Annotated in this window: 19 protein-coding genes; 6 read left to right on the top strand and 13 right to left on the bottom strand. The window is 70.7% G+C overall.

Features of this window, described 5'->3' with window-relative positions:
* Nucleotides 1-96: 96 nt before the first annotated feature.
* Nucleotides 97-1,653 (top strand): adenosine deaminase, encoded by a 1,557-nt coding sequence (locus ABNQ40_RS29130; protein WP_109490554.1) that lies wholly within the window; start codon nt 97-99, stop codon nt 1,651-1,653.
* A gap of 15 nt (nt 1,654-1,668) precedes the next feature.
* On the opposite strand, the gene tagF is transcribed toward ABNQ40_RS29130, so the two are convergent.
* The 6 genes from tagF to ABNQ40_RS29160 form a co-directional block, all read right to left on the bottom strand.
* Nucleotides 1,669-2,367, bottom strand: a complete 699-nt coding sequence (tagF, locus tag ABNQ40_RS29135) for a type VI secretion system-associated protein TagF (protein WP_247880134.1) — start codon at nt 2,365-2,367, stop codon at nt 1,669-1,671.
* Nucleotides 2,364-4,544, bottom strand: coding sequence for a type VI secretion system membrane subunit TssM (tssM, locus tag ABNQ40_RS29140; RefSeq protein WP_109490553.1), 2,181 nt, complete (start codon nt 4,542-4,544; stop codon nt 2,364-2,366). The genes tagF and tssM overlap by 4 nt, the downstream gene beginning before the upstream one ends.
* Before the next feature lie 10 nt (nt 4,545-4,554).
* A complete protein-coding gene (icmH, locus tag ABNQ40_RS29145; protein WP_247880133.1) occupies nt 4,555-5,886 on the bottom strand; it encodes a type IVB secretion system protein IcmH/DotU in 1,332 nt (443 codons plus the stop codon).
* 182 nt (nt 5,887-6,068) lie between these two features.
* Nucleotides 6,069-8,555 (bottom strand): transglycosylase domain-containing protein, encoded by a 2,487-nt coding sequence (locus ABNQ40_RS29150; protein ID WP_109490551.1) that lies wholly within the window; start codon nt 8,553-8,555, stop codon nt 6,069-6,071.
* A 337-nt stretch (nt 8,556-8,892) separates the two neighbouring features.
* Nucleotides 8,893-10,374 carry an ATP-binding protein gene (locus ABNQ40_RS29155; protein WP_109490550.1) on the bottom strand — a complete coding sequence of 494 codons (1,482 nt, stop codon included), beginning with the start codon at nt 10,372-10,374 and terminating at the stop codon, nt 8,893-8,895.
* Nucleotides 10,371-11,114, bottom strand: a complete 744-nt coding sequence (locus ABNQ40_RS29160; RefSeq protein WP_098740737.1) for a response regulator — start codon at nt 11,112-11,114, stop codon at nt 10,371-10,373. The genes ABNQ40_RS29155 and ABNQ40_RS29160 overlap by 4 nt, the downstream gene beginning before the upstream one ends.
* 242 nt (nt 11,115-11,356) lie before the next feature.
* Between ABNQ40_RS29160 and ABNQ40_RS29165 the strand changes: the two genes are divergently transcribed.
* The 5 genes from ABNQ40_RS29165 to ABNQ40_RS29185 all read left to right on the top strand — a co-directional run bounded on the left by ABNQ40_RS29165 (nt 11,357) and on the right by ABNQ40_RS29185 (nt 16,705).
* On the top strand, nt 11,357-11,947 hold the full coding sequence (locus ABNQ40_RS29165; protein ID WP_109490549.1) for a Spy/CpxP family protein refolding chaperone: 591 nt from the start codon (nt 11,357-11,359) through the stop codon (nt 11,945-11,947).
* A gap of 154 nt (nt 11,948-12,101) precedes the next feature.
* The gene (locus ABNQ40_RS29170) at nt 12,102-12,236 is read left to right on the top strand and encodes a hypothetical protein (RefSeq protein WP_282187239.1); all 135 of its coding nucleotides are present in this window, start codon (nt 12,102-12,104) and stop codon (nt 12,234-12,236) included.
* Between the two features lie 98 nt (nt 12,237-12,334).
* Nucleotides 12,335-14,872, top strand: a complete 2,538-nt coding sequence (locus ABNQ40_RS29175; RefSeq protein WP_109490548.1) for a helicase-related protein — start codon at nt 12,335-12,337, stop codon at nt 14,870-14,872.
* A 183-nt stretch (nt 14,873-15,055) separates the two neighbouring features.
* Nucleotides 15,056-15,508 (top strand): RNA-binding S4 domain-containing protein, encoded by a 453-nt coding sequence (locus ABNQ40_RS29180; protein ID WP_109490547.1) that lies wholly within the window; start codon nt 15,056-15,058, stop codon nt 15,506-15,508.
* Between the two features lie 114 nt (nt 15,509-15,622).
* The gene (locus ABNQ40_RS29185) at nt 15,623-16,705 is read left to right on the top strand and encodes a Tim44 domain-containing protein (protein WP_199235445.1); all 1,083 of its coding nucleotides are present in this window, start codon (nt 15,623-15,625) and stop codon (nt 16,703-16,705) included.
* 223 nt (nt 16,706-16,928) lie between these two features.
* Here the strand turns inward: ABNQ40_RS29185 and ABNQ40_RS29190 are convergent, their stop codons facing one another.
* The 7 genes from ABNQ40_RS29190 to ABNQ40_RS29220 all read right to left on the bottom strand — a co-directional run bounded on the left by ABNQ40_RS29190 (nt 16,929) and on the right by ABNQ40_RS29220 (nt 24,303).
* Nucleotides 16,929-17,996 (bottom strand): ABC transporter ATP-binding protein, encoded by a 1,068-nt coding sequence (locus ABNQ40_RS29190; protein ID WP_109490545.1) that lies wholly within the window; start codon nt 17,994-17,996, stop codon nt 16,929-16,931.
* Nucleotides 17,997-18,015: 19 nt separating this feature from the next.
* Nucleotides 18,016-19,215 (bottom strand): extracellular solute-binding protein, encoded by a 1,200-nt coding sequence (locus ABNQ40_RS29195; protein WP_193548475.1) that lies wholly within the window; start codon nt 19,213-19,215, stop codon nt 18,016-18,018.
* 163 nt (nt 19,216-19,378) lie between these two features.
* Nucleotides 19,379-20,305 (bottom strand): diguanylate cyclase domain-containing protein, encoded by a 927-nt coding sequence (locus ABNQ40_RS29200; RefSeq protein WP_158285641.1) that lies wholly within the window; start codon nt 20,303-20,305, stop codon nt 19,379-19,381.
* A 112-nt stretch (nt 20,306-20,417) separates the two neighbouring features.
* Entirely contained in the window at nt 20,418-21,986 is a 1,569-nt protein-coding gene (dnaA, locus tag ABNQ40_RS29205) for a chromosomal replication initiator protein DnaA (RefSeq protein WP_109490543.1), read from the bottom strand.
* A gap of 523 nt (nt 21,987-22,509) precedes the next feature.
* Complete coding sequence (gene rpsT, locus ABNQ40_RS29210; RefSeq protein WP_098740746.1) at nt 22,510-22,770, bottom strand: 30S ribosomal protein S20; 261 nt, start codon at nt 22,768-22,770, stop codon at nt 22,510-22,512.
* A 195-nt stretch (nt 22,771-22,965) separates the two neighbouring features.
* The gene (locus ABNQ40_RS29215; protein WP_109095875.1) at nt 22,966-23,742 is read right to left on the bottom strand and encodes an enoyl-CoA hydratase; all 777 of its coding nucleotides are present in this window, start codon (nt 23,740-23,742) and stop codon (nt 22,966-22,968) included.
* Nucleotides 23,743-23,850: 108 nt separating this feature from the next.
* The gene (locus ABNQ40_RS29220) at nt 23,851-24,303 is read right to left on the bottom strand and encodes a hypothetical protein (protein WP_109490542.1); all 453 of its coding nucleotides are present in this window, start codon (nt 24,301-24,303) and stop codon (nt 23,851-23,853) included.
* Nucleotides 24,304-24,306: the final 3 nt, after the last annotated feature.

The raw sequence follows: 24,306 nt of genomic DNA on the forward strand, positions 1-24,306 counted from the left end.
TTTCGATCCGCACAGGGCGGTTGTGTCCGCGCGATTATCAGCGCATCCATACTCGCAAAAGGAGAATATGGAGTCGGGTATATGCTTGATGTGCGAATGACCAGACGCGTGACGGGGGCGCTGGCGGCGACGTTGCTGCTGGCGGGCTGCGCCACGGCGGAGATGGGCGGCGGCAACCCCGGCGGGGGCGCCGATGCCGGCGGGTCGGCGGCGGCGCGGCGGTTCCAGGCGGTGCGGACCAGCCCGCCGGAGCTGCGCGCCTTCCTCTACCGCATGCCCAAGGGCGCGGACCTGCACAGCCACCTGACCGGTGCGGTCTATGCCGAGACCTACATGCGGATGGCGGCGGATGCCGGGCTCTGCTTCGACGTCAAGGCGCTGACGCTGGTGGCGCCGACGGCGCAGGCGCCCTGCGGCGACGCCAAATCCGCCCGGCCGGGCGCCGCGGCGGTCATCGCCGACAGCGTGCTCTACCCGGTGGCGCTGGACGCCCTGTCGACGCGCGACGCGTTGCCGGTCTCCGGCTACAGCCTGCACGACCAGTTCTTCGCCACCTTCGGGCGGTTCCGCGCCGCCGCCGGTGCGACCTCCACCTCCACCGGCGACCTGCTGGCCGAGGTGGTCGACCGCGCCGGCCGGCAGGGCGAGCAGCATGTCGAGTTGATGGTGTCCTTCGGCACCGGCCCGGCCGCCGCCATCGGCAAGTCCTTCGCCTGGACGCCGCAGGCGGCGGCCGACCTGCCGGGCACCGCCGACCGGCTGATCGCCGCCGGGCTTCCGGCCCTGGTCGCCCCGGCCCGGCAGGAGATCGACGCGGCGGAGGCGCGGATGCGCAGCGTGCTCGGCTGCGGCACGCCGGCGGCGCGGCCGGGCTGCACGGTGTCGGTGCGCTATCTCCAGCAGGTCTCGCGCACGCAGAGCCCCGGCCCGGTCTATGCCACCACCCTGTTCAACGCCCTGCTGGAAGCGCAGGAGCCGCGCGTCGTCGGCCTGAACTTCGTGGCGCCGGAGGACAACCCGGTGGCGCTCGACGATTACGACCTGCACATGCGCATGGTGGCGGAGGCGAAAAGGCGCCAGCCCGGCACCAACGTCGCGCTGCATGCCGGCGAGCTGACGCTGGGCCTCGTCCCGCCGGAGCGGCTGCGCGACCACATCCGCAAGGCGGTGGAGATCGCCGGGGCCAAACGCATCGGCCATGGCGTCGACGTGATGTACGAGGAGGATCCCCACGGCCTGCTGCGGACGATGGCCGGGCGCAAGGTGGCGGTCGAGATCAACCTGACCAGCAACGACAAGATCCTGGGCGTCAGCGGCAAGGCGCACCCGCTGCCGGTCTATCGCGCCGCCGGGGTGCCGGTGGTGCTGTCGACCGACGACGAGGGCGTCAGCCGGATCGACCTGACCAACGAGTTGCAGCGCGCGGTGGAGGAGTTCGGCTTCGGCTATGCCGACCTCGTCGGACTGGCCCGCGCCAGCCTGGAGCACAGCTTCCTGCCCGGCGACAGCCTGTGGTCCGCCCCCGGCTGCACGCCGCCGGTGCGTGAGGACGCCTGCCGCGCCGTGACCGCGCGCAGCGAGAAGGCGCGGGTCCAGTGGGGGCTGGAAGAGGCTCTGGCCCGCTTCGACCGCGAGATGGCGGGGACGCCATAAGCTGTCCCTTCCCCCCTACCCCTCGTCGGCGTTCTCCCAGCCCCAGCGGGCCCAGGCGCCGTCGAGGAAGGCGGTCAGGCGGGGGCCGGCGGGAAGTCCGGGGCAGGACAGCAGCGACGGCGCGATCCGGCCGGCGCCGCGGGTCCACCACAGGCTGGCGTCGGCGCGCAAGGAGCCGGACAGGCGGTCGAGCAGGGCGCGGGTGGCGGGGCTGACGCGCTCCGGTTCCGGCCGGCCGAGGATGGCGAGGCGGGCCGGCAACCCCTCCACGTCGGCACCGGCACGGCAGGCGTCGGCGGCAAGGGACTCGGCGCGGGACAGCCAGGCGCCGCAGGCGGCCGGCGCGTCGGCGATGTCGAAGCCGGCGGGAAGGCCGGCGGCGATGGTGAAGGGATAGAGACGGCCGACCCGGTCGGCGCTGGGCATCCAGACCCCGACCAGCGGGGTGGCGCCGCACAGGCCGGCCGACAGGGCGAAGCGCCAGACCGGGGCCTGGGCGAACAGGGGCTCCCACTCGGCGCCAAGACGGCGGCCGGCCTCGCCCAGCGCCGCGGACAGCCAGCGGTCCCAGGGGCCGAGGACCGCCGACGGCAGGCCATGGCCGATGAAATCGCCGCGGGCCGGCACCTTGCCGTGGAATCCCACCACCGGATCAGCACCGATCCCGCCGACCCCGGGCGCCATGGCGCGCGGCGTGGCGAAATAGCCCATCATGGCTGAGCGGCCCGGCTGGGTTGGACGGAAGAGGCCTGGGGCGTCGATTGCGCCAGCACCTCCAGCACGCGGGCGACCAGAACCTCGTCGGGCGGGACCGGGGCGAAGCCGACGGCGAACAGGGCGGCCAGATGGTCGCCCAGCGCACGGCGCCGCGCCTCGTTGGCCGGGCCGGGCAGCGTGCGCTGCCAGTCGAGCGCCAGCCATTCCGCCATGGCGCCCGCATCCATCGGCTCCGCCCCGCCGGCCATTTGCCCGCCCGCCATCTGCCCGGCGATCGTGCGCCCGGTGATCATGCGGTAGACGCGCAGGGTCTGGCGCAGCTGGTCGGGCAAGGCCCAGTCGGCGCGCAGCCGCTCCTCCAGCCGCAGGGCGATGCGGGCCAGGAACTGGCTGCGCAGGGCGCGGCGGTAGGCCTCCTGCGCCGGGGCGGCGATGCGGCCACCCTGGTAGAGCCCGCCGGCCAGCGCCGGACCGGCCCACATCTGGCCTGTCCACATCTCACCGGCCCAACCCTGTCCCGGCCGATTCTGCGCATCGTCAAAGGCGAGCGGCAGGGCGCGCAGGGCCTCCAGCGCCGGCAGGATCGCCGCGGGGTCGGCATCGTCCACCCGGACCAGGGAGCGCGGCGCGGTGTCGAGCGGGCGCAGCGCCGCCTCCACCGCCGCGGCGCCGGCATCGGCGCGCTCCAGCAAGGCGGCGTTGCCGCGGGCGCTGACCAGCCACCAGCCGCCGACGGCCAGGGCGAGCGTCAGCGCGGCGGCGGCGGACAGCAGCGCCCGGCGGCGGCGGGCGCGCTCCACCCGCCGGTCGACGCGGGCGAGGTTGGCCTCCGGGAAGACCACGTCGGGCAGCAGCCGTTCGAGGAAATAGGTGGAGGCCGGCCCGCCGCCCTCGGGATCGAGCAGGGCGAGCGAGGCGTCGGTCTGGGTGGCGCTGGTCAGATAGAGGCCGCGCAGGCGCGGCGTCTCCTCGCCATGTTCGGAGCCGAAGGCGGTGTCGACGATGTCGGCCAGCGCCGGCTCCAGCTCCGCCACGCGCAGCGGCAGGGCGAAGGCGTCGCTGCGGCGGCGGATGTCCGGCTCCTGGTGCAGCCGGTCGAGCAGCCGCTCGTCCAGCCGCCGCACCAGCCCGGCATAAAGCGCGCGGAAGACGGGAAGCGGACCGCCGGAGGTGTCGGGTGCCGGCTCCTCCGCCGGCAGGGTCAGGCCCCAGACCTGCCCGCGCGCCTCGCGGTCGAGCGGGTCGAAGAAGGTGGCGAAGCCGTCGAGCAGGTCGGCCTTGGTCAGCAGCAGATAGACCGGCAGTCGCACGCCCAGCTGCACCCGCAGCTCGTTCAGGCGCTGCCGGATCAGGATGGCGTGGTTGCGCCGCTCGGCGTCGGTCCAACCGGTCAGTTCCGGGATGCTGACGGTGAGGAGGACGCCGTTGGCGGGCTGGCGCGGGCGGTGCTCCTTCAGGAGGTCGAGCAGGCCGGACCACACCCGGCCATCGACCGCGCGCCGGCTGTCCTGGGTGGTGTAGCGGCCGGCGGTGTCGATCAGCACGGCGCGGTCGGTGAACCACCAGTCGCAGTTGCGGGTGCCGCCCAACCCCATGAAGGGGCCCGCAAGAGGTTCGGCCACGCCGCCGCCGGGCGAGAGGACGGCGAGGCCGGTGTTGGCCAGCGCCGTGGTCTTGCCCGAACCGGGGGCGCCGATCACCAGATACCAGGGAAGCTGGTAGAGATAGCGCCCGCCCCGGCGCTTGCGCAGCTGGGCCAGCACGCCGTCGAGCCGCTTGCGGACCGTGCCGATCTCCTCCAGCGAGGCCTTCAGCTCGGGATCGCGGGTGGCGGCCAGCGCCTCCAGCAGGCGGGCGTTGGCGGCGCGCTCGCGGGCGTCGATGCGGCGGTTGACGGCGATCCAGGCGGCCAGCGCCAGGACCAGCGGCAGCAGGCGGACGCTCCAGTCCGGCTGGATGTTCGGCAGCAGGTGCGGAGCGAAGGCTGCGGCCAGACGCGGCAGCAGCAGCCAGCCGGCCAGCCCCAGCGCCAGCACCCCCGACAGCGACGTCGCCCAGCGGGTGCGGGCGGAGCGGTGCGGCGACGGGGCAGCGGCGATGACGGCGGGCTTGCGGCCCTTGCCGGCCGTCTTCGCCGTCCGGGCGCCGGCCTTGGGAGAGCGGGGTTCGGCCATGGCGGGCGCCCTAATGCGGATAGAGGCGGATGTCGATCCGCCGGTTGGCATCGCGCCCGGCCGGCGTGTCGTTCAGCGCAATCGGCTCCTGATCGCCGTGGCCCTCGGCCGACAGGCGGGCGGGCGGCAGCGAGCGCTCCAGCAGTTTGCGCACCGCCTCGGCACGGGCGTCCGTCAGGGATTGGGCCGCCAGGGATTGGGCGGCCAGGGATTGGGCGGCAGGAAGGCGGCCGCCCGGCGGGGTCTGGTCGTCGGTGTGGGCGACCACCAGCACGCTGCCGGACTCCGCCGCCAGGGTCTGGCCGACCCGCTCGACGATGGCGCGGTGGCGGGCCTTCACGGCGTCGCTGCCGGTGGCGAACATCGCCGCCGCCGGAATGCGGATGACCAGGGCGCCATCCTCCCCCGCCAGCACCTCGACGGCACCGGTGCGGATTTCCGGGGCGAGCTGGCCGGTGATGCGGCCGATCAGCGCCGGGCCGGCGGTGGGCGGGGGCGGCGGGACCAGCCGGGCGATCTCGATCAGCCGGTCGGGCAGCAAGGCGGCGATGCGGGCGACCACCGGCTCGGCCTGCCGGTCGAGGGTGCCGGCGAGATGGACGTAGAGGCCGGACAGGCCCAGCGCCACCACCGCCCAGACGATCCAGCCCGGCACAGCGCTCAACGGATTGCCGAACGGGTTGTTGTTGGGCGGCCGGAACGGCTCCGCCACCCCGGTCCAGGCCGGCGACAGCTCCGCTGCCACGTCGCCGCGGGCGCGGCGCAGGATGCGGTACAGCTCGTCGCGCAGGCGGGCGAGGTCGTGGGCACCGCCGGGCCGGTCGCGGAACCGGCCTTCAAAGCCCAGCGACAGGCAGGCGTAGAACAGCTCCAGCGCATGGCGGTGGCGGCGCGGGTCGCCCAGCATGCCGTCGAGCAGGTCGAAGAAACGCACGCCTGCCCCCGGTTCCGCCACGGCGGCCCCGCCATGGCCGGCGGCACGGGCGACGTCGTCCAGGGTGGCGGCCAGCGCGATGTGGGCGGCGCGGATCTCGTCCGGGTCGAAGCCGGAGGCGGAGGCGGCGCGGTCGAAACGCTCCAGCGCCGCGGCGGCGGCGGCGCGGGGCTGATCGGTCAGGCTGCGGTCGCGCAAGGCGCCGACGAGCGCCAGCACCGGCGCAGCGATGCTGAGCAGGGGATTGAGGGGCGGGTTGAGGGGTGCAGGGCCCGAAGTGACCGGCGGGCGGGGGAACGGATTGGCGGTGCCATTTGCGGGGCCGGGGGCAAGGTCGTCGGACGCCAGGGCGGCAAGGACGGCGTCGAGGGGCCGCTCGTCCGCCTCCGCCATGCCCGGTCCGTCCAATCGCTCTTCCGCCTGCATCTGTCGTCCACTCTGGAGAAATCCGGGGGGAGGTATAGCAGGGTCGGGGCGGCGGGGGAAACCTGGGGGACGCGGAAGCCCTCTCCCGAGGCTCTCAGCGGATCTTCGATCCGCCTGACGCCGTCAGCACAAACTTCGTTTGTGCGAGAGGCGGGAGAGGGTGTTTATCGCACGCCGCTGTTGCTGTAGTCGTACTGCACCCTGGGCGCGGCGCCGGAACCGCCGGCGATCTTCTCGATCAGCGAGCCGATCCCACCGCCCGACCGCGCGTCGGCGGACGCCACCGGCACCCCGCCCGGCGGAGCGACGCCCGGCATCACGCTTGGCGGCATCACGCTTCCAGGGGGCGGGGTCCAGGCGGGGGCGCCGTCCAGGCCGGGGAGCGGGCGGGCGGGCTTGCCGGCATGGGCGTCTGCCATGAACTCGCGCCACAGCTTGGCCGGCAGGGTGCCGCCTGTGACCTTCTTCATCGCCTCGTTGTTGTCGTTGCCCAGCCAGACGCCGGCGACCAGATCGGCGGTGAAGCCGACGAACCAGGCGTCGTGATAGTCCTGGGTGGTGCCGGACTTGGCCGCCGCCGGGCGGTTCAGCTTCGCGCTGCGGCCGGTGCCGTAATCGAGCACGCCGGTCATCATGTGGGACAGCTGCACCGCATGGGCGGGATCGACCACCGCACTGCCGCCGCCGCCCTGGCGACGGTAGAGAACGACGCCGTCGCGGCTCCTGATCTCGGTGATGGCATAGGCCCAGACGGGGACGCCGCGGTTGGCGATGCCGGCATAGGCGCGCACCAGCTCCAGCGGCGTCACCTCGCTGGTGCCGAGGCCCAGCGACAGGTCGCGGGTGAGCGGCGAGGAGATGCCGAGGTTGGACGCGATGCGCCGCACCCGGTCGGTGCCGACCCGGTCGATCAGCCGCGCCGTCGCGGTGTTGGAGGAATGGGCCAGCGCCGAGGCCAGCGTGATGCTGCCGCGGTACTTGCCGTCGTAATTGCCGGGGCTCCAGTTGGCGAGCTGCACGGGAGCGTCGTCGATCAGGCTGTCGGGGGTCCAGCCCGACTCCAGCGCCGCCAGATAGACGAAGGGCTTGAAGGCCGATCCCGGCTGGCGCAGCGCCTGGGTGGCGCGGTTGAACTCGCTGCCGTCGTAATCGCGGCCGCCGACCAGCGCCCGCACCGCGCCGTCGGGGCTCATGGCGACCAGCGCCCCCTGGCGGACGTTGGCGGCGGCGCCGGGACCGGCCAGCAGCGCCTCCAGCCGCTGTTCGGCGGCGCGCTGCATCTTCAGGTCCAGCGTGGTGCGGACGATCACGTCGCCATGGTCGGGGCCGGCGAAGCCCGGCACCAGATCGGTCACCCAATCGGCGAAATAGCGGCCGTCGCCGCCGGGCTTGCGCTTGGGCGACGGCTTGGCGGTGCGGGCGGCCTCGTACTGCGGCTGGGTCAGGTAGCCGGCATCCAGCATCGCCGCCATCACCACCCGCGCCCGCTCCGCCGACTCGTCGGGGTTGGAGCTGGGGGCGTAGCGCGAGGGCGCCTTCAACAGGCCGGCCAGCACCGCCGACTCGCGCACGTCGACCTCGGTCGCCGGCTTGCCGAAATAGGTGCGGGCGGCGGCGTCCACCCCGAAGGTGCCGGCGCCGAGATAGACGCGGTTCAGGTAGGCGGTGAGGATCTGGTCCTTGGTGAAGCGGCTCTCCAGCCACAGCGCCAGCATCGCCTCCTGGATCTTGCGCTTCAGCGATTTCTCGGGCGTCAGGAACAGGTTCTTGGCGAGCTGCTGGGTGATGGTGGAGCCGCCCTGCACCGCCCGGCCGGAACGCCAGTTGACGTAGACGGCGCGGGCCAGACCCAGCGGGTCGATGCCGAAATGGCTGTAGAAGCGGCGGTCCTCGATCGCCAGCACGGCGCCGACCAGATGCGGCGGCAGGTCCCGCACGCTGAGCGTCGTGCCGTGCAGATCGCCGAAGCGGGCGAACTCGCTGCCGTCGGCGGCCAGCACGGTGATCGAGGCGCGGCGTTCGAACTGCGCCACCTTGGAGATGTCCGGCAGATCGAGCGCGAACCACGCCAGCACGGCACCCAGCCCGATACCGCACCAGATGGCGGCGACGAGGCCCCACTGGACCAGGCGCCTCATCCAGCCGCCGCCGTTGCCGCCGCTTTTCCGGGCCGGCTGCGGCGCCCGGCCGGGGCGGCCGGCGGGCTGGGCCGAGAGCTGCGAAGAGGGGGGCTGCGGCGGCTGGCTGCCGCCGGACCGGCGGGCAGATGGGTTCGGCTGCTGCTTCGGTTTCGGCAAGGAGATCCTTGGAAGGGAGATGGACGGCAGGGTGAAGTTGGGCAGCTTGAAGTTGGGCAACTTGAAGCTGGGCAGGCCGCGGGACCGGCGGCGGGGCTGCCTGAAGGGCGTCGGCGGCGGGGCGGCGGAGGGCGGAGGGGACTTGCGGCGCGGCTTGGCCTTGCCGGCGGCCGCCAGCCGGTCGCGGGCAAGCTCGACCGCCTTGGCGGCGAACAGGCGCGCGAACTCGCCGGCCGTCAGCCGGTCGAGCGGCGACGGGTCTTCGCGGGTGCGGATCGGACGGGGGCCGGCGTAGAGCTGGCTGGCCCTGCGCTGGTCCGGGTCCGTGTGGTGGTCCGGTCGGTCGGCGGTCACGGCGCGCTCGCTGGCCCTGTCAGGTCTGTGTGATGAGTGCGGGAAACGTTCCCGCTTCGATCCTCATACGCCCACTGCCTCTGGGCCGGAAGACCGGTCAGCGGCCGGCGATTATTTGTCTCCCGACCGTGGCGAAAGAATGACTCTATCCGAAATTTCGGAGGTGGGAGAGTCTCCCTCTCCCCCCCCGGGGAGAGGGGCGGGGTGAGGGGGAGGCAGAGCGGGGATTCAGTTGGGAGCGGGAAGTGCGCAATGCTTGGAATGCCACGCCGTGCGACCCCCTCACCCTAACCCTCTCCCCGGGGGGGAGAGGGGATCCGAGGCGGGAGAGGGGGGATCAAAGCGGCAGCGTCACCGTCGCGCGCAGGCCGCCTTCCATACGGTTCGCCAGCGTCACGTCGCCGCCATGGCCGCGGATGATGCTGCGGGCGGTGGACAGGCCCAGCCCGACGCCACCGGTGTCGCGCGAGCGGGAGCGCTCCAGCCGGTAGAAGGGGGCGAAGACCTTCTCGAACTCCGCCTCCGGGATGCCGGGGCCGTCATCGTCGATGTGGATCAGGGCATTGCGATGCTGGCTGCCGTCCGGGCCGGTCTCCAGCCGGACGGTGAAGCCGCCGCCATACTTGATGGCGTTGTCCATCAGGTTGGCCAGCGCCCGGCGCAGCGCCACGGTGCGGCCCTCCGCCACCGCATGGGCGGGGCCGTCGTAGAGCGCGCGGTGGCCGGCGTCGACGCGGTCGTCGCACAGGCTCTGCAGCAGGTCGGCAAGGTCGAAGCGGCCGCGCGGCTCGCGCTGGGCGTCGTCGCGGGCGAAGGCCAGCGTGGCGGAGATCATCGCCTCCATCTCGTCGAGGTCGGCCAGCATCCGGCGCTGCATCTCCGGATCGTCGACCAGCTCGGCGCGCAGGCGAAGCCGGGTGATCGGCGTGCGCAGGTCGTGGCCGATCGCCGCCAGCATCTGGGTGCGGTCGGCGACGAAGCGGGCGAGGCGCGCCTGCATCCGGTTGAAGGCGCGGGTGGCGGCGCGCAGCTCGCGCGGGCCTTCCTCCGGCAGGGGATCGGCCTGCCCGTCGACGCTGAGCCGTTCGGCGGCGGCGGCGAAGCCGGCCAGCGGCGCCGTCACCCGGCGGGCGGCGAGCAGCGACACCAGCAGGATCACCGCGACGATGGCCCCCATCCACAGCACGAAGCGGACGATGCCGAAGGGGCCGGGCAGCGGCTCGCCGCCGGTGAAGCTGAGCCAGGAGCCGTCGCCGAGCCGCACCGACAGCCGGACATGCGGCCCCCAGTGCCGGGGCTCGTCGCCCGCCATGAAAGGCGTCGGCGGACGGGGGTCGTCGCGGGGCTCTCCGCGGGGCGGGCGCTGGACCTCGATCAGGATGTTGCGGTCGGCGGTGTCGAGCTGCTCGCTCAGCCGGCGCTTCAGCCCTTCGAACCGGCCGCCGGCATAGGAGCCGGGCGACAGCGGCGGCGGCCGGTCTGGGCTCAACTCCACCCGCAGGACCGGGTCGTCGATGGCGCGCACCACCCGCTCGCGCCCCTGCGGCGGCGTGCTCTCCACCAGCTGGACGATGGCGGTGATGCGCTGGATCAGCACGTTGGGACCGTGGATCGGCGGCCCCTCGCTGCGGTCGGTCAGATAGACCAGCGCGCTGATCGCCTGGGTCAGCAGCAGCGCCAGCACCACCGTCAGGGCGATGCGCGCGGCGAGGCTGTCGGGGAAGCGGAAGGGAAGCCGGCGGAAGCTGCCCCGGCGGCGGGCGAGCCTGGACTTGGCCGTTTCCGGTTGGGACTTGGCCGTTTCCGGCTGGGCGGTCATGGCGCCACACCGCCGTTGGACACGGTGGGCGTGAAGAGGTAGCCGCCGCCGCGCACCGTCTTGATCAGCGTCGGATCGGCCGGATCGGGTTCGATCTTGCGGCGCAGGCGGCTGACCTGCACGTCGATGGAGCGGTCGAAGGGCACCGCCGAGCGGCCGCGCGCCAGATCGAGCAGCTGGTCGCGGGTCAGCACCCGCTGCGGATGCTCGACAAAGGCGACCAGCAGGTCGTATTCGCCGGCCGACAGCTGGACCAGCACACCGTCGGGCGAGCGCAGCTCGCGCTTGGTGAGGTCGAGCGACCAGCCCTCGAAACGCAGCACCGTGCCGGCCGCCGCAGGCGCACCCGCCACCGGCGGGGCGGAGACGCGGCGCAGCACCGCCTTGATGCGGGCCAGCAGTTCGCGCGGGCTGAAGGGCTTCGCCAGATAATCGTCGGCACCCATCTCCAGCCCGACGATGCGGTCGGTCTCCTCGCCCATGGCGGTCAGCATGATGACGGGGGTCTGCGCCGTCTGCGGCGTCGCGCGCAGCCGTCGGCAGAGCGACAGACCGTCCTCCCCCGGCAGCATCAGGTCGAGGACGATCAGGTCGACGCGGGCGCCGTCGAGCGTGCGCATCATCTCCGCCCCGTCCCGGACCCCGGTGACCCGGAAGCCGTGCTTGGTCAGGAACTGGGCGACGAGGGAGCGGATTTCGCGGTCGTCGTCGACGACGAGGAGGTGGGGCGTGCGGTCCATGTCCCCATGATCGGGCGGGGGGCGCCGGGCGTGAAGGGGAAATGTGTAACGCCCGGTTACGGGGGGCCGGACGGTTACACTCTGTTACCAAATGACCGGTTTGCGGACATTCGACCGCAACGTTCGGCGCCCAATCTCTGGTCATCGGGACAGCGGCGGCGATGAGGCCGGCACCGTCCCAGCGGAATAAGCCCCCTCCATCCGGGGTTTAGACAGCACCAACACACCGAGGAGTCGACACCATGAAACGCGCCCTTCTGACGTCCGCCCTGCTGGTCGCCGGTCTCGGCGTGGCCGTTCCGGTCTTCGCCCAGGGTGGTCCGCAGCCCGGCGGCCCCGGCCCGGCCGGCGGTCCCGACCGCCACTTCGCCCGCATGTGCGAGGACCAGGAGGCCCGTCTGGCCGGCAAGCTGGCCTATGCGGAGAAGAAGCTGAACATCACCGAGCAGCAGCGCGCCGCCTGGACCAAGTTCGCCGACGCCGCCCGCTCCAGCCTGAAGCCGACGCAGGATCTGTGCGTCAAGTTCAAGGACGCCCCGCCGCCGGCGGCCCTGCCGCAGCGCCTTGAACGCGCCGAGCAGATGATGCAGGCCCACCTGCAGCAGGTCCAGACCGTCCGCCCGGCCCTGACCGACCTCTACGCCCAGCTGACGCCCGACCAGCAGAAGCAGGCCGACCGCATGCTGAACCCGGGACCGGGCGGCATGGGCGGCCACCATATGGGCCCGCACCATGGCGGACCCATGGGCGACCATGACGGTCCGCGGCATGGCATGGGTCCGGGGAAGGGCCCCGGTCCGGGCCCGGCACCGCAGGAGGCGCCCAAGGGCTGACGTAACAGACAGACTCCCGGCGGCGACCCCAAGCCCCCCAACGCAGCCGCCGTGAGCCCGAGGGCCGCCGAACCCCCATTCGGCGGCCCTTCCCGTCTCCAGCCTTTCGTTTCCAGTTCCGTTCGCTTCCCCCTGGAAATCCGGGATCATTCCCATGAGCGCGCTCGATCTTTCCCCGCTGTTCTTCAGCCTGTCGATCATCAAGCAGGACTATCTGCTGATCCTCGGCATTGCCCGGAGCGGGCTCCGTTCGCTCCGCGCCGGCCGAGCATTCTCCCTGCGGCATTAGCCGTCCGGCGGCGACCGGCCGCCGAGATCGGCGCAATCGCCATACATCGCCAAGCCGCCGCTTGCATTGCGGCCTCGCGCACCCCAAAGCTTAACCCTATGACGTCCTCTCACGCTTCGGCGGGCGGCGGTCTCGGGCGGGGGGGCCGTGTGGTCGCCGTGCTGGGACCGACCAACACCGGCAAGACCTATCTGGCGATCGAGCGCATGCTCGGTCACCGGTCCGGAATGATCGGCTTTCCCCTGCGCCTGCTGGCGCGGGAGAACTATGACCGCATCGTCGGGATCAAGGGGAAGAACGCGGTCGCACTGGTCACGGGGGAGGAGAAGATCCTGCCCCCCAACCCGTCCTACTGGGTCTGCACCGTCGAATCGATGCCGCTGGACCGCGCGGTCGATTTCCTGGCGGTGGACGAAATCCAGCTCTGCGCCGATCCCGAGCGCGGCCACATCTTCACCGACCGGCTGCTGAACGCCCGCGGCATGGTCGAGACCATGGTGCTGGGATCCGATTCGATGCAGCCGATGATCCGCCGGCTGGTGCCGAAGGCGGAGTTCATCAGCCGGCCGCGCTTCTCGCAGCTGACCTATGCCGGCCACAAGAAGCTGACGCGGCTGCCGCCGCGCTCGGCCGTCGTCGCCTTTTCCGCCACCGACGTCTATGCCATCGCCGAGATGATCCGGCGCCAGCGCGGCGGCACCGCCGTGGTGCTGGGCGCGCTCAGCCCGCGCACCCGCAACGCGCAGGTCGGGCTCTATCAGGCGGGCGAGGTCGATTATCTGGTGGCGACCGACGCCATCGGCATGGGGCTGAACATGGATGTCGACCATGTCGCCTTCGCCCGCATCGTCAAGTTCGACGGCTTCGCCCCGCGCCGCCTGCGCCCCGCCGAGGTGGCGCAGATCGCCGGCCGCGCCGGCCGCCACATGCGCGACGGCACCTTCGGCACCACCGACGAGGTGGGGGAGCTGGACGCCGATCTGGTCACCCGCGTCGAGAACCACGAGTTCGAGACGGTCAAGGCCTTGTCCTGGCGCAACAGCGATCTCCGCTTCGACACGCCGGGCTTCCTGCTGAAGTCGCTGGAGGAACGGGCGCCCCTCGCAGAGCTGTCCCGTGTGCGCGAGGCCGACGACCATCTGGCGCTCCAGGCGCTGGTGCGCGATCCGGAGATCATGGATCTGGCGCGCGGCCGCGATGCCGTGAAGCTGCTGTGGGAGGTCTGTCAGGTCCCCGACTTCCGCAAGGTGCTGTCGGATGCCCACACCAAGCTGCTCGGCCAGATCTTCCGCAGCCTGCGCACGCCGCTGCGCCGGCTGGACGACGACTGGGTGGCGAAGCAGATCGCCCGGCTCGACCGCACCGAGGGCGACATCGACGCGCTGGTCGCCCGCATCGCCCACATCCGCACCTGGACCTACATCTCGAACCGGCCGACCTGGCTGAAGGACCCGCTGCACTGGCAGGAACGTACCCGCGCCATCGAGGACCGGCTGTCCGACGCCCTGCACGAGCGGCTGACCCAGCGCTTCATCGACCGCCGCTCCGCCACGCTGGCCCGCACGTTGAAGGACGGGCGCTCCCTGCTGGGCGGCGTGCGCGCCGACGGCGAGGTGGTGGTGGAGGGGCATGTCGTCGGCAAGCTGGAAGGCTTCCGCTTCGTCCCCGACGCGCCCGACCGCTCCGACGAGGCGAAGTCGCTGCTGACCGCCGCCCGGCGGGCGTTGCGCGACGAACTCGCCAAGCGGCTGCGCGCCTTCGAGGCGGAGCCGGACGACGCCTTCGCGCTGGGGTCCGACGGGGTGCTGAGCGCCGACAATCTGTCGGTGGCGCGGCTGGCCGCCGGGCCGTCGGTGCTGGCGCCGCTGGTGGTGCCGTTCGACGACGGCATGCTGGACCAAGCCCAGCGCGAGCGGGTGCGGGCACGGCTGGAGCGCTGGCTGAAGGACCACATCGCCGCCCGGCTGAAACCGCTCTTCGCGCTGTCCGCCGCGCAAGCCCTGTCCGGCGCCGGCCGCGGACTGGCCTTCCAGCTGGTGGAGGGGCTGGGGGTGCTGCCGCGGCAGCCGGTCGCCGACATGGTCGAGCGGCTGGAGCGCGAGGACCGCAAGGCGCTGACCGGGCTGGGCGTCCGGCTGGGGGTGTCGCACCTCTATCTGACCGCGCTGGCCAAGCCGGCGGCGGTGACGTTGCGCGGGCTGCTGTGGGCGGTGTCGAAGGGCCATCCCCTGCCCGTCCCGATCCCGCCGCCCGGCCGGGTGTCGGTGGAAGCGCTATTGGGGAAGGAAGGCGGCGCGCCCCCCGGCTTCTGGGAAGCCATCGGCTATCCGCTGGCCGGCGGGCGGGCGCTGCGCGTCGACATGCTCGACCGGCTGGAGACCGAACTGCTGACCGCGTCCAGGGCCAATGCGCCGATCCGCGAGGTGGCGCTCGGCCAGCGCGTCGGCCTGTCGGCGGAGGAGCTGGCGGCGGTGCTGACCGGGCTCGGCTATGTCCGCACGGAGGGCGAAGACGGGGCGGTGACCTGGAAGCGCAAGCGGCCCTCCCGCCAGCAGCAGGCGAGCCGGCAGCGGCGGGAGAAGCCGACCAACGAGGACCACCCGTTCGCCAAGCTGCGGCAGCTGTCGGGGATGTGAGGTAAGTGTGGGGAGTGGAATGAACGCACAGCCGATCAGCGACTTTTCCCCCTCTCCCCCCCGGGGAGAGGGTCGGGGTGAGGGGGATGCACTGCGTGCCATCCCGAGAATCCTCGCCATGCGTCCCCCTCACCCTAACCCTCTCCCCGGGGGGGAGAGGGGATCCTGGGCGGAGGGTGCGCGATGAGCAACACCGACACCGAAGACTCCACCCCCGGCCGGCTGCGGATCGACAAGTGGCTTTGGTATGCGCGCTTCTTCAAGACGCGCAGCCTCGCCGCCAAGCTGTGCAACGACGGGGGCGTGCGGCTGTCGGGGGCGGTGGTGACCAAGGCGCATGCGGCGGTGAAGCCGGGCGACGTGCTGACCTTCGCCCAGGGGCGGCACATCCGCGTCATCAAGGTGGTGGCGCTGGGCAGCCGCCGCGGCCCGGCGCCGGAGGCCCAGGCGCTGTACGAGGACCTCGCCCCGCCGGTGGCGGAAGAGCGCCTGCAAGACCCCTATCGCGCCCCCTTCCAGCCGCCGGGCGCCGGGCGGCCGACCAAGCGCGACCGCCGGGCGATAGACGCCCTGCACGGCGACGGCCCGATGGGCGATGGACCGATGAGCAATGTTTGGCAAAGTGAGACCGATTAGGCGGCGATGCTGATTGTTGCTCGAAAAAAGTGAGACCGCCTCTTAAACGGAGGCGGGACCACCCCCATCTGGGAAGGCTGGATAACCGACCAGATGCGACAAGCGAGCATAATCATGAGCGAGAAGACCCGACCTTCGAGCCTTTCCGCCACCTCCAACACCAAGCGCGGCGCCCGCGCTGCGACCGCCGTGGCGGTAGCGCTGGTGATGGCGCTGGCCGCCGGAACCGCCGACGCCCGCGCCGGCAAGAGCAGCTCGTCCGGCAGCCGCGGCAGCCGCACGACCGAGGCGCCGGCCGCCACCAGCACCGCCCCCAACTCCGTGTCGCCGATGGAGCGCTCAACCGCTCCGGCGGCGTCGCCCGGCATGCAGCGCCCCGGCGCCGCGGCCACCGCCCCGGCGGCGGCTCCCTCGCGCGGCTTCTTCGGCGGCGGCTTCATGTCGGGCCTGATGGGCGGCCTGATCGGCGCCGGCATCGGCGCGATGCTGTTCGGCGGCGGCTTCTTCGAGGGCTTGGGCAGCTTCGCCGGCATCCTGGGCTTCCTGCTGCAAATCCTGCTGGTCGTCTTCCTGGTCCGTCTGGCCATGCGCTTCTTCCGCAACCGCTCGCAGACCGCGAACACCGCGGCGTCCGGCGGTCCGCTGGGTGGGAACCGGCCGGCCTATGCCGGCGGCCCGCAGGGTGAGCAGATGAACCGCGACGCGGCCGACGTCGGCTACAACCCGATGGGCAACCGCGGCATGGGTGGCGGCAACGCCGGCCCGGCCCAGCGCCGTCAGGCCGCCGACGAGATCGGCATCCAGCCGGCCGACTTCGAGTCGTTCGAGCGGCTGCTCGTCACCGTCCAGACCGCCTACGGGCGTGAGGATGCCGACGCCCTGCGCGCCGCGACGACGCCGGAGATGTTCTCCTACTTCAGCGACGATCTGGCCGAGAACCGCAGCCGCGGCGTCGTCAACAAGGTCAGCGACGTCCGCCTGCTCCAGGGCGATCTGGCCGAGGGCTGGCGCGAAGGGGCGCAGGAGTACGCCACCGTCGCCATGCGCTTCGCGCTGACCGACGTCACGGTGGACCGCGCCAGCGGCCGGGTGATCGAGGGCAACGCCTCGCAGCCGACCGAGGCGACCGAGCTGTGGACCTTCGTCCGCCCGCGCGGCGGCCAGTGGCAGCTGTCGGCGATCCAGCAGGCCAACTGAGGCTTTCGGGTCCAGGAATGCGAAACGCCCCGGCCAATCGGCCGGGGCGTTTTCGTTTGGGGGGTGTGCCCTCTCCCGCCTCGGGAGAGGGAGGGGACCCGCGCCGCAGGTGTGGGGAGGGTGAGGGGCGATCTGGACATGGATTTCTGATCCTTGCCTCACCCCTCACCCTTCCCAAGCTTCGCTTGGGCCCCTTCCCTCTCCTGGGGCGGGAGAGGGAGTCTCAGGCCGTCGGCAGAACCACCGCGTCGGCGGCGCGGAAGCCCAGCCGGGCGGTCTCGCCGGGGACGAAGGCCGGCTCCTGGCCCAGATGCGGCATCTGCACGGTCAGGCCGCCGTCCAGAAAGGCGTTGACGAAGGCGCCTTCGAAGTCGCTGTGGCTGACGCGGGCGGTCAGGCTGTTGTCGCTCTCGCCCGCCCCCGGACGCTCCGGCGCCAGACGTTCCGGCCGGACATAGAGGGTGGCGCGGTCGCCCACCGCCAGCCCGCGCGGATTGCGCCCGCGCAAGGGCCCGAAGGCGCTGTCGAGCACCGCCCAGCCGTCGGCCGCCTGCGTCACCCGCCCGGCGAAGCGGTTCGCCTCGCCGACGAAGGACGCGACGAAGGCGGTTTCCGGATGGTCGTAGATGGTCTTGCCGTCGCCCACCTGCTCCAGCACGCCGCGCGACATCACGCCGATGCGGTCGGACATGGTGAGCGCCTCGCCCTGGTCATGGGTGATGTAGATGAAGGTGACGCCGGTGCGCTTCTGCAACTCGCGCAGCTCGGCGCGCATGTGCTGGCGCAGCTTCAGGTCCAGCGCCGACAAGGGTTCGTCGAGCAGCAGCACCGCCGGCTCCACCGCCAGTGCGCGGGCGATGGCGATGCGCTGGCGCTGGCCGCCGGACAGGTCGGTCACCCGCTTGTCCGCCGTGTCGGGCAGCGCCACCAGCTCCAGCAGTTCGCGCACCCGGCGCTTGCGGTCGGCCGACGGCACGCCGCGCACCTCCAGCCCGAAGCCGATGTTGTCCGCCACCGTCATCAGCGGAAACAAAGCGAGGTTCTGGAAGATCAGCGCGGTCGGCCGCTTGTTCGGACCGATCCCCTTCATGTCCCGGCCGCCGATGCGGACGGTGCCGTCGGTCGGCTCCATGAAGCCGGAGATCATGCGCAGGATGGTGGTCTTGCCGCAGCCGGAGGGGCCGAGGAAGCTGAAGAACTCCCCGGCCGCAATGGTCAGCGAGACGTCGCGGACGGCGACGGTGTCGCCGAACCGCATGGTGACGTGGTCGAGTTGGACGTCTTGGCTCATGGCCCCTGCTGTGTGCGGATCACGCCGCCAGGAAGCGATCCTGGTACTCGTTGCGGATGGAGACGTACCACGCCTCCTGGATCGGCCACCACCACAGCTTCTGCAGGGCGTCGCCGGGATAGGCGTCGGCGAAGAACTGCTTGTTCAGGTCGGTCAGATGGGCCTCGGCGCCGACCGCGGTGCTGGAGATGCCGGAATGGTTGGTGTACAGCGCGCCGGCCTCGGGCGTGTAGAACCAGTTGATCCAGGCATAGGCGTTTTCCAGGTTCTCCGCCTTCTTCGGGATGGCGAAGCCTTCCATCCAGGCGAGCGCGCCCTCCTTCGGAGCGACGAAGCGGACCGGCAGCCCTTCCTTGCGGAGCGCCACCGCACTGCTGTCCCAGGTCTGGCCGATGACGCAGCCGTTGGTGCGGAAGGCGCCCTGGGCCTCGTTCTCGTTGGTCCAGAACTGGGCGACCGACTTCTTGTTGGCGGCGGCCACCTTCAGGATGGCGTCGAAGTTGGCCCGCGCCTTCGCCTCGTCCTTGAACTGGTCGCGGACGGGGTGCGGCAGCTTGCCCTGGCTTTCCAGCCACAGCGCGATGCCGATCAGCGAGGAATGGCCGCGCACCGTCACCTTGCCGGCGTTGGCCGGCGCCCACAGATCGCCGTAGCTGGCGGTGCCGTAGGCGAGCGGCGCCTTCTTCATGTCATAGGCCAGCGCCTCGGTGCCCCAGTCGGCCGGGGCGAAATAGCGTTTGCCGCCGACGACGCCGCCCATCCCGGCGGAACCCTCGACCGACGATTTCAGGCAGCCGTCCCACTTCACCTTGGCCTCGTCGATCGGCTGCACCAGCTCGAACTCGACATAGTTCGGCACGCGGTCGACGGTGGGGTGGATGATGTCGAAGCCGGCGCCGCCGGTCGCCTTCAGCTGGTTCAGCAGCTCGTCGTTGGTGCCGTATTCGGTCAGGGTCGCCTTGACGCCGGTCTTCTTCTCGAAGTCGGCGAGCATGTCCGGGCTGATGTAGCCGGCCCAGGAGAAGATCTTCACGCTGCCCGACGCCGCGTGGCCCTCGCGCAGGACGAAGGGACCGACCGAGGCGACACCGGCGGCGGCCGCAGCGCTTTGCAGCAGCAGGCGGCGGGTGAAGCTCTTGGCGGCGCGCTGGGTCTCGGCGCTGGACCGCTGGGATTCGGTCTGGGCGTGATCGAGCGTGGTGTGAACGATCTTGGACATGACGTCCGGTCTCCCTGGCTCTTGGATGGCGTTTGGACGGGCGGCGTTTCGGCGCGTTGGCGCAGCCCCGCTCAAGACGCAAAGTGTGCCTGAGATAAAAGCCGCCCGTCCATGGGGGAAGATGAAGCTCCGCCAAACTTCATAGAGCCGTCACATCGCCCGATCACATCACATAGAATCGCGCCTTCACCGTCACGCCCTCGGCGCCGCGCAGGACGGTGCGGTTGCGACCGCTGCGCTTGGCGAAATAGAGCGCCTCGTCGGCCTGGTTCATCAGGTCGCTGACCGAGACGGTGTCGCGGTCCAGGCACATGCCGATGCTGACGGTGAAGCCGAAGCTGGCGCCGCTGCCGGTCTCCACCGTCAGCTCGGCGGTGGAGCGGCGGATCGCCTCCACCCGCGCCAGCGCCCCCTCCAGGTCGCCGGAGGGCAGGCACAGGCAGAACTCCTCCCCGCCCAGCCGGCCGAGGAAGCCGCCGTCGGGCACATGGGCGGCGCAATGGTCGGCAAAGCGTTTCAACGCGAGGTCGCCGTTGCCGTGGCCGTGGGTGTCGTTGATCGCCTTGAAATGGTCGATGTCGAACATCGCGACCGCCATGGGGGAGCCGGTCTCCTTCGCGGCACGGTAGGCCTGCTCCAGCCGTTCCATGAAATAGCGGCGGTTCGCCACCCCGGTCAGGTAATCGGTGTTCAGCATCTCCACCATCACCCGGTGCATGCGGGTGATGCGCTCGCCGGCCCGCACGCGGGCGCGCAGCATCGGCAGGTCGATGGGCTTGGCCAGGAACTCGTCGGCGCCGGACTCGAAGGCTTCGACCCGCCGCGCGGTCTCGCTGTCGCCGGTCATCAGGATGGTGAAGGTGCGGTGCTGGTCGTCCGCCGCCCGGACATGCCAGCACAGCTCCAGCCCGGTCATCACCGGCATTTCCAGATCGGTGACGAGGATGTGGATGTCGTGGCTGCGGTAGAGGGCGAGCGCCTGCCCGCCATCCTTGGCGAGCAGAACGCGATAACCGGTGCTTTCCAGCTCTTCCCGGATCAGTTCGCGAAAGAAATTGGAATCGTCGGCGACAAGAACAGTCGTTTCCACCAGCACACCCATGTCCTCGGCGAAGAGTCCGTGCGCGCGGACCTTAACAGACTCCACGGTGCTATGGCATAGTGGCGTGGCAACACACCGTTACCGGTGGATCGAGCGCTCTTCAGCTTTCGAGCATGCGGCGCAGCAGCTCGACATCTTCGGCGAAGGACGGATCGGTGGCGCGCAGCTCGTCCACCTTCTTGACCGCATGCATGACCGTGGTGTGGTCACGGCCGCCGAACTTGCGGCCGATCTCCGGAAGGGAGCGGGCGGTCAGCTGCTTGGCCAGATACATGGCGATCTGGCGCGGGCGGGCCACCGCGCGGGCGCGGCGGGCGGAATGCATGTCGGCGACGCGGATGTTGTAATGCTCCGCCACCCGCTTCTGGATCTCGTCGATGGTGACGCGGCGGTCGTTGGCGCGCAGCAGGTCGTGCAGCACCTCCTGCGTCGTCTCCAGCGAGATGGAGCGGCCGACCAGCTCGGCATGGGCGACGATGCGGTTCAGCGCCCCTTCCAGCTCGCGCACGTTCGACGTGATCTTGTGGGCGAGGAACTCCAGCACCTTCATCGGGATGCTGGCCTGGAGCGCGTCGGCCTTGGCCTGGAGGATGCCCAGCCGCAGCTCGTAGGTGGTCGGGTGGATGTCGGCGACCAGCCCCCAGCCGAGGCGGGAGCGCAGGCGCTCCTCCATGCCTTCCAGGTCGGACGGGCTCTTGTCGGCGGAGATGATGACCTGCCGGTTCTGGTCGACCAGCGCGTTGAAGGTGTGGAAGAACTCCTCCTGGGTTGAGTCCTTGCCGCTGATGAACTGCACGTCGTCGATCATCAGCACGTCGACCGAGCGGAACTGCTGCTTGAAGGCCATCGTGTCCTTGAAGCGCAGCGCCCGGATGAACTGGTACATGAACTTCTCGGCCGACAGGTACAGCACCTTGCGGTTCGGGTCGTTCTTGCGGATCTGCCAGGCCAGCGCGTGCATCAGGTGGGTCTTGCCCAGCCCCACCCCGCCATAGAGGAACAGCGGGTTGAAGGTCACGGTGGTGGCGTCGGCGACGCGCCTTGCGGCGGCGTGGGCCAGCTCGTTCGGCTTGCCGACGACGAAATTCTCGAAGGTGAATCGCGGGTCGAGCGCTGCCGACAGGTCGGACCGGTCCTCCAGAATCGCAGGCACCGCGGTCGGCGATTCGTCCGACGCCCCGCCATAGGAGGCCGAGGTGTAGACGGTGGACGGGGCCTGCTCGCCGGAGAATCCGGATTCGGACGGGCGCATCGACGACCAGGATGGCGCCCCTGGCGGCGGGGCCGGGCGGAGAGCGGGACGGGAATCGGCAGCGCGCGAATCGAAACCGCGCGATTCGATGCCTCTGGGCGGAGCGGGGCGGTCGTCGTCGATGTCGTCATTGTCGGCGACGAGCGCCGCCGGCGGATTCGTGGAGGCGACGATGACGTCGATCGACTGCACCTCCGGATTCTCGCCGGACCAGAGGGCGCGGATGCGGTCGGCATAGTGGGTCAGCACCCAGTCGCGCATGAATCGCGTGGGCACGACGATGCACACCTCGCCGCCGATCAGGCTGGCGACGGACAGCGGCTGAAGCCAGCTCCGGTAGGCGATCTCGCCCACCTCTTCCTTCAGGCGTCCGCGAATGCGCGCCCACTGCTGATCCAACGACACGCCGACCGACATGCTCCCTTACCCCCGCTCCTTCCGCCGGCCGGCCAAAACCGGATGGCCGCCGTCTGGTCCAGCCCGAAAGACTCCGGGCAAGGAAAAACCGAACGGAACACTATATCCAAAAAGCACACGCCGGAGTCGACGGGATTGAAAATCCCGCCCCAGGCGCGACAGCTTGTAAGTAAAAGAAGATCGTGCGAACGACCGGGACTCAACAAGCCCTGATCCGGCGTAAGACCTTCAGTATTTCGCTGCTGTGTTCAGACGGACACAGAGTGTTGCATCACCCTATTTCGCCCGACCGAATGGACCAAAAGTCTAACCATGCTGCGGAAATCTGGCAATGGGACAGATGGCGAACGGGCCAAAAAGATAAAAACGTTCGCATTGACCGCATGACCGATCCCGAATCTCATACACGACCCTCAGAACAATCTAAGACAATTGTCGAGCATCGACAGATTTACTTTAAACGCAAAAAGCCGCGCCCCGAGTCACGGGCGCGGCTTTTTGAAAGCAGCGTATGAAAGCTCTATCAGAGAGCCTTGATCGCAGCCGACAGACGCGACAGCTTGCGCGACACAGTGTTCTTGTGCAGCACGCCCTTCGACACGCCGCGCATCAGCTCCGGCTGAGCGGACTTGAACGCCTCGGCGGCGGCGGACTTGTCGCCGCTCTCGATCGCGCCCTCGACCTTCTTCACGAAGGAACGGATGCGGCTGACGCGGGCACGGTTGACTTCCGTGCGACGCTCGGTCTGACGAATGCGCTTTTCAGCGGACTTATGATTGGCCATGGAAACCCTACTCCGAACGACACGGCTGTCGTGATGCGAGCGCGCCTTATACGCGGCAGCGCACCGCGAGTCAAGGCGTGGACGCCCGATGATTTTGACTAATCGTACTTGAACGACATCTTGATGGGATCTGGACCGTCCCCCGCAAGATGCAGGGGACGGTTCCAGCGGCAGAGTCGAAGCTGGCGCGACGACTCAGCGATTCTTCCAGCCGGCCTGGCGCTTCTCGGCGAATGCGGCCATGCCTTCCTTCTGGTCTTCGGTGGCGAAGGTCGAATGGAACAGGCGGCGTTCGAAGCGGATGCCCTCGGCGAGCGTCGACTCATAGGCGACGTTGACCGCCTCCTTCGCCATGGCGATGACCGGCTGCGACAGCGAGGCGATCTTGGTGGCGACCTTCACCGCCTCCTCGACCAGCTCGGCGGCCGGGACGATGCGGGAGACGAGGCCGCAGCGCTCGGCCTCGGCGGCATCGATCATGCGGCCGGTCAGGACCATCTCCATCGCCTTGGACTTGCCGACGAAACGGGTCAGGCGCTGGGTGCCGCCGGCGCCGGGGATGGTGCCGATGGTGACCTCCGGCTGGCCGAACTTGGCGGTGTCGGCGGCCAGGATGAAGTCGGCCATCATCGCCAGCTCGCAGCCGCCGCCCAGCGCGAAGCCGGCGACCGCGGCGATGGTCGGCTTGCGGCACTTGGCCAGCCGCTCCCACTTCGCGGTGATGAAGTTGGAATTGTAGACATCCATATAGGAGAAGCCGGCCATCTCCTTGATATCGGCGCCGGCGGCGAACGCCCGCTCCGACCCGGTGACGACGATGGCGCCGATGGCTTGATCGGCCTCGAAGGCGTCCAGCGCCTGGCCCAGCTCGGTCACCAGCTGGTCGCACAGCGCGTTCAGCGCCTTCGGACGGTTCAGCGTGATCAGGCCGACCGGGCCGCGCGTCTCGACGAGGATGGTTTCATAGGACATGGCTGCAGCACTCTCCCGATGGGGCGAGCCCGGTTGCTTCCGGGACTCGTGGTTGTTGAGGGTGTTCGATGGCTAGGGCTGCCGCGAGTATGGCGGGTGTTCCCGCGGTCAGCGCGGCGTCAAAGTGAAGCGGACGGCGGTCCCGGCGGCGGATTTCGCCTTTTGGGCGGCCTGTTGGGCAGCCTGCGGGAACTCCAGCCGCAATTCCTCGCCCTCGCGGACGAAGACGCGGTCGGCGGTCCGGCGCCAGCCCAGCTGCGGCAGGGTCTGGTCGTAGAAGGCCAGCACCGCCTGTCGCGGCACGTCGCCCGACAGCACGGCCTGGACGATCCGTCCGCCCGGCTTGTCGAAGACCAGCGGCTCCGATTCGGCGGACGCCAGCCCGGGCATCACCGGAACGTCGGTGGTGCCGGGGACGAAAGGCCCGGACTCGGCTGCGGCAAGCTGGGCTGCCAGTACCGAAGGAATGGGAATGAGGAAGCTCCCCAGGCCCGCAACTGCGGGGCCGGCAAGGAGGAAAGCGGCGGACGCCGCCCGGAGCATGGCCGGTAGAGCCGTCATGCT

Origin of the sequence: Azospirillum sp. A23 (genome assembly GCF_042938965.1) — a bacterium.
In the GTDB taxonomy this organism is placed as follows: Bacteria; Pseudomonadota; Alphaproteobacteria; order Azospirillales; family Azospirillaceae; genus Azospirillum; species Azospirillum melinis.

Excerpts from the sequence above, each read along its gene's own strand:
- ABNQ40_RS29130 (WP_109490554.1), top strand. The coding sequence starts at position 97 with ATGACCAGACGCGTGACGGGGGCGCTGGCGGCGACGTTGCTGCTGGCG.
- tagF (WP_247880134.1), bottom strand. The coding sequence starts at position 2,367 with ATGATGGGCTATTTCGCCACGCCGCGCGCCATGGCGCCCGGGGTCGGC.
- tssM (WP_109490553.1), bottom strand. The coding sequence starts at position 4,544 with ATGGCCGAACCCCGCTCTCCCAAGGCCGGCGCCCGGACGGCGAAGACG.
- ABNQ40_RS29155 (WP_109490550.1), bottom strand. The coding sequence starts at position 10,374 with ATGACCGCCCAGCCGGAAACGGCCAAGTCCCAACCGGAAACGGCCAAG.
- ABNQ40_RS29160 (WP_098740737.1), bottom strand. The coding sequence starts at position 11,114 with ATGGACCGCACGCCCCACCTCCTCGTCGTCGACGACGACCGCGAAATC.
- ABNQ40_RS29165 (WP_109490549.1), top strand. The coding sequence starts at position 11,357 with ATGAAACGCGCCCTTCTGACGTCCGCCCTGCTGGTCGCCGGTCTCGGC.
- ABNQ40_RS29170 (WP_282187239.1), top strand. The coding sequence starts at position 12,102 with ATGAGCGCGCTCGATCTTTCCCCGCTGTTCTTCAGCCTGTCGATCATC.
- ABNQ40_RS29175 (WP_109490548.1), top strand. The coding sequence starts at position 12,335 with ATGACGTCCTCTCACGCTTCGGCGGGCGGCGGTCTCGGGCGGGGGGGC.
- ABNQ40_RS29180 (WP_109490547.1), top strand. The coding sequence starts at position 15,056 with ATGAGCAACACCGACACCGAAGACTCCACCCCCGGCCGGCTGCGGATC.
- ABNQ40_RS29185 (WP_199235445.1), top strand. The coding sequence starts at position 15,623 with ATGAGCGAGAAGACCCGACCTTCGAGCCTTTCCGCCACCTCCAACACC.
- ABNQ40_RS29190 (WP_109490545.1), bottom strand. The coding sequence starts at position 17,996 with ATGAGCCAAGACGTCCAACTCGACCACGTCACCATGCGGTTCGGCGAC.
- ABNQ40_RS29195 (WP_193548475.1), bottom strand. The coding sequence starts at position 19,215 with ATGTCCAAGATCGTTCACACCACGCTCGATCACGCCCAGACCGAATCC.
- dnaA (WP_109490543.1), bottom strand. The coding sequence starts at position 21,986 with ATGTCGGTCGGCGTGTCGTTGGATCAGCAGTGGGCGCGCATTCGCGGA.
- rpsT (WP_098740746.1), bottom strand. The coding sequence starts at position 22,770 with ATGGCCAATCATAAGTCCGCTGAAAAGCGCATTCGTCAGACCGAGCGT.
- ABNQ40_RS29215 (WP_109095875.1), bottom strand. The coding sequence starts at position 23,742 with ATGTCCTATGAAACCATCCTCGTCGAGACGCGCGGCCCGGTCGGCCTG.
- ABNQ40_RS29220 (WP_109490542.1), bottom strand. The coding sequence starts at position 24,303 with ATGACGGCTCTACCGGCCATGCTCCGGGCGGCGTCCGCCGCTTTCCTC.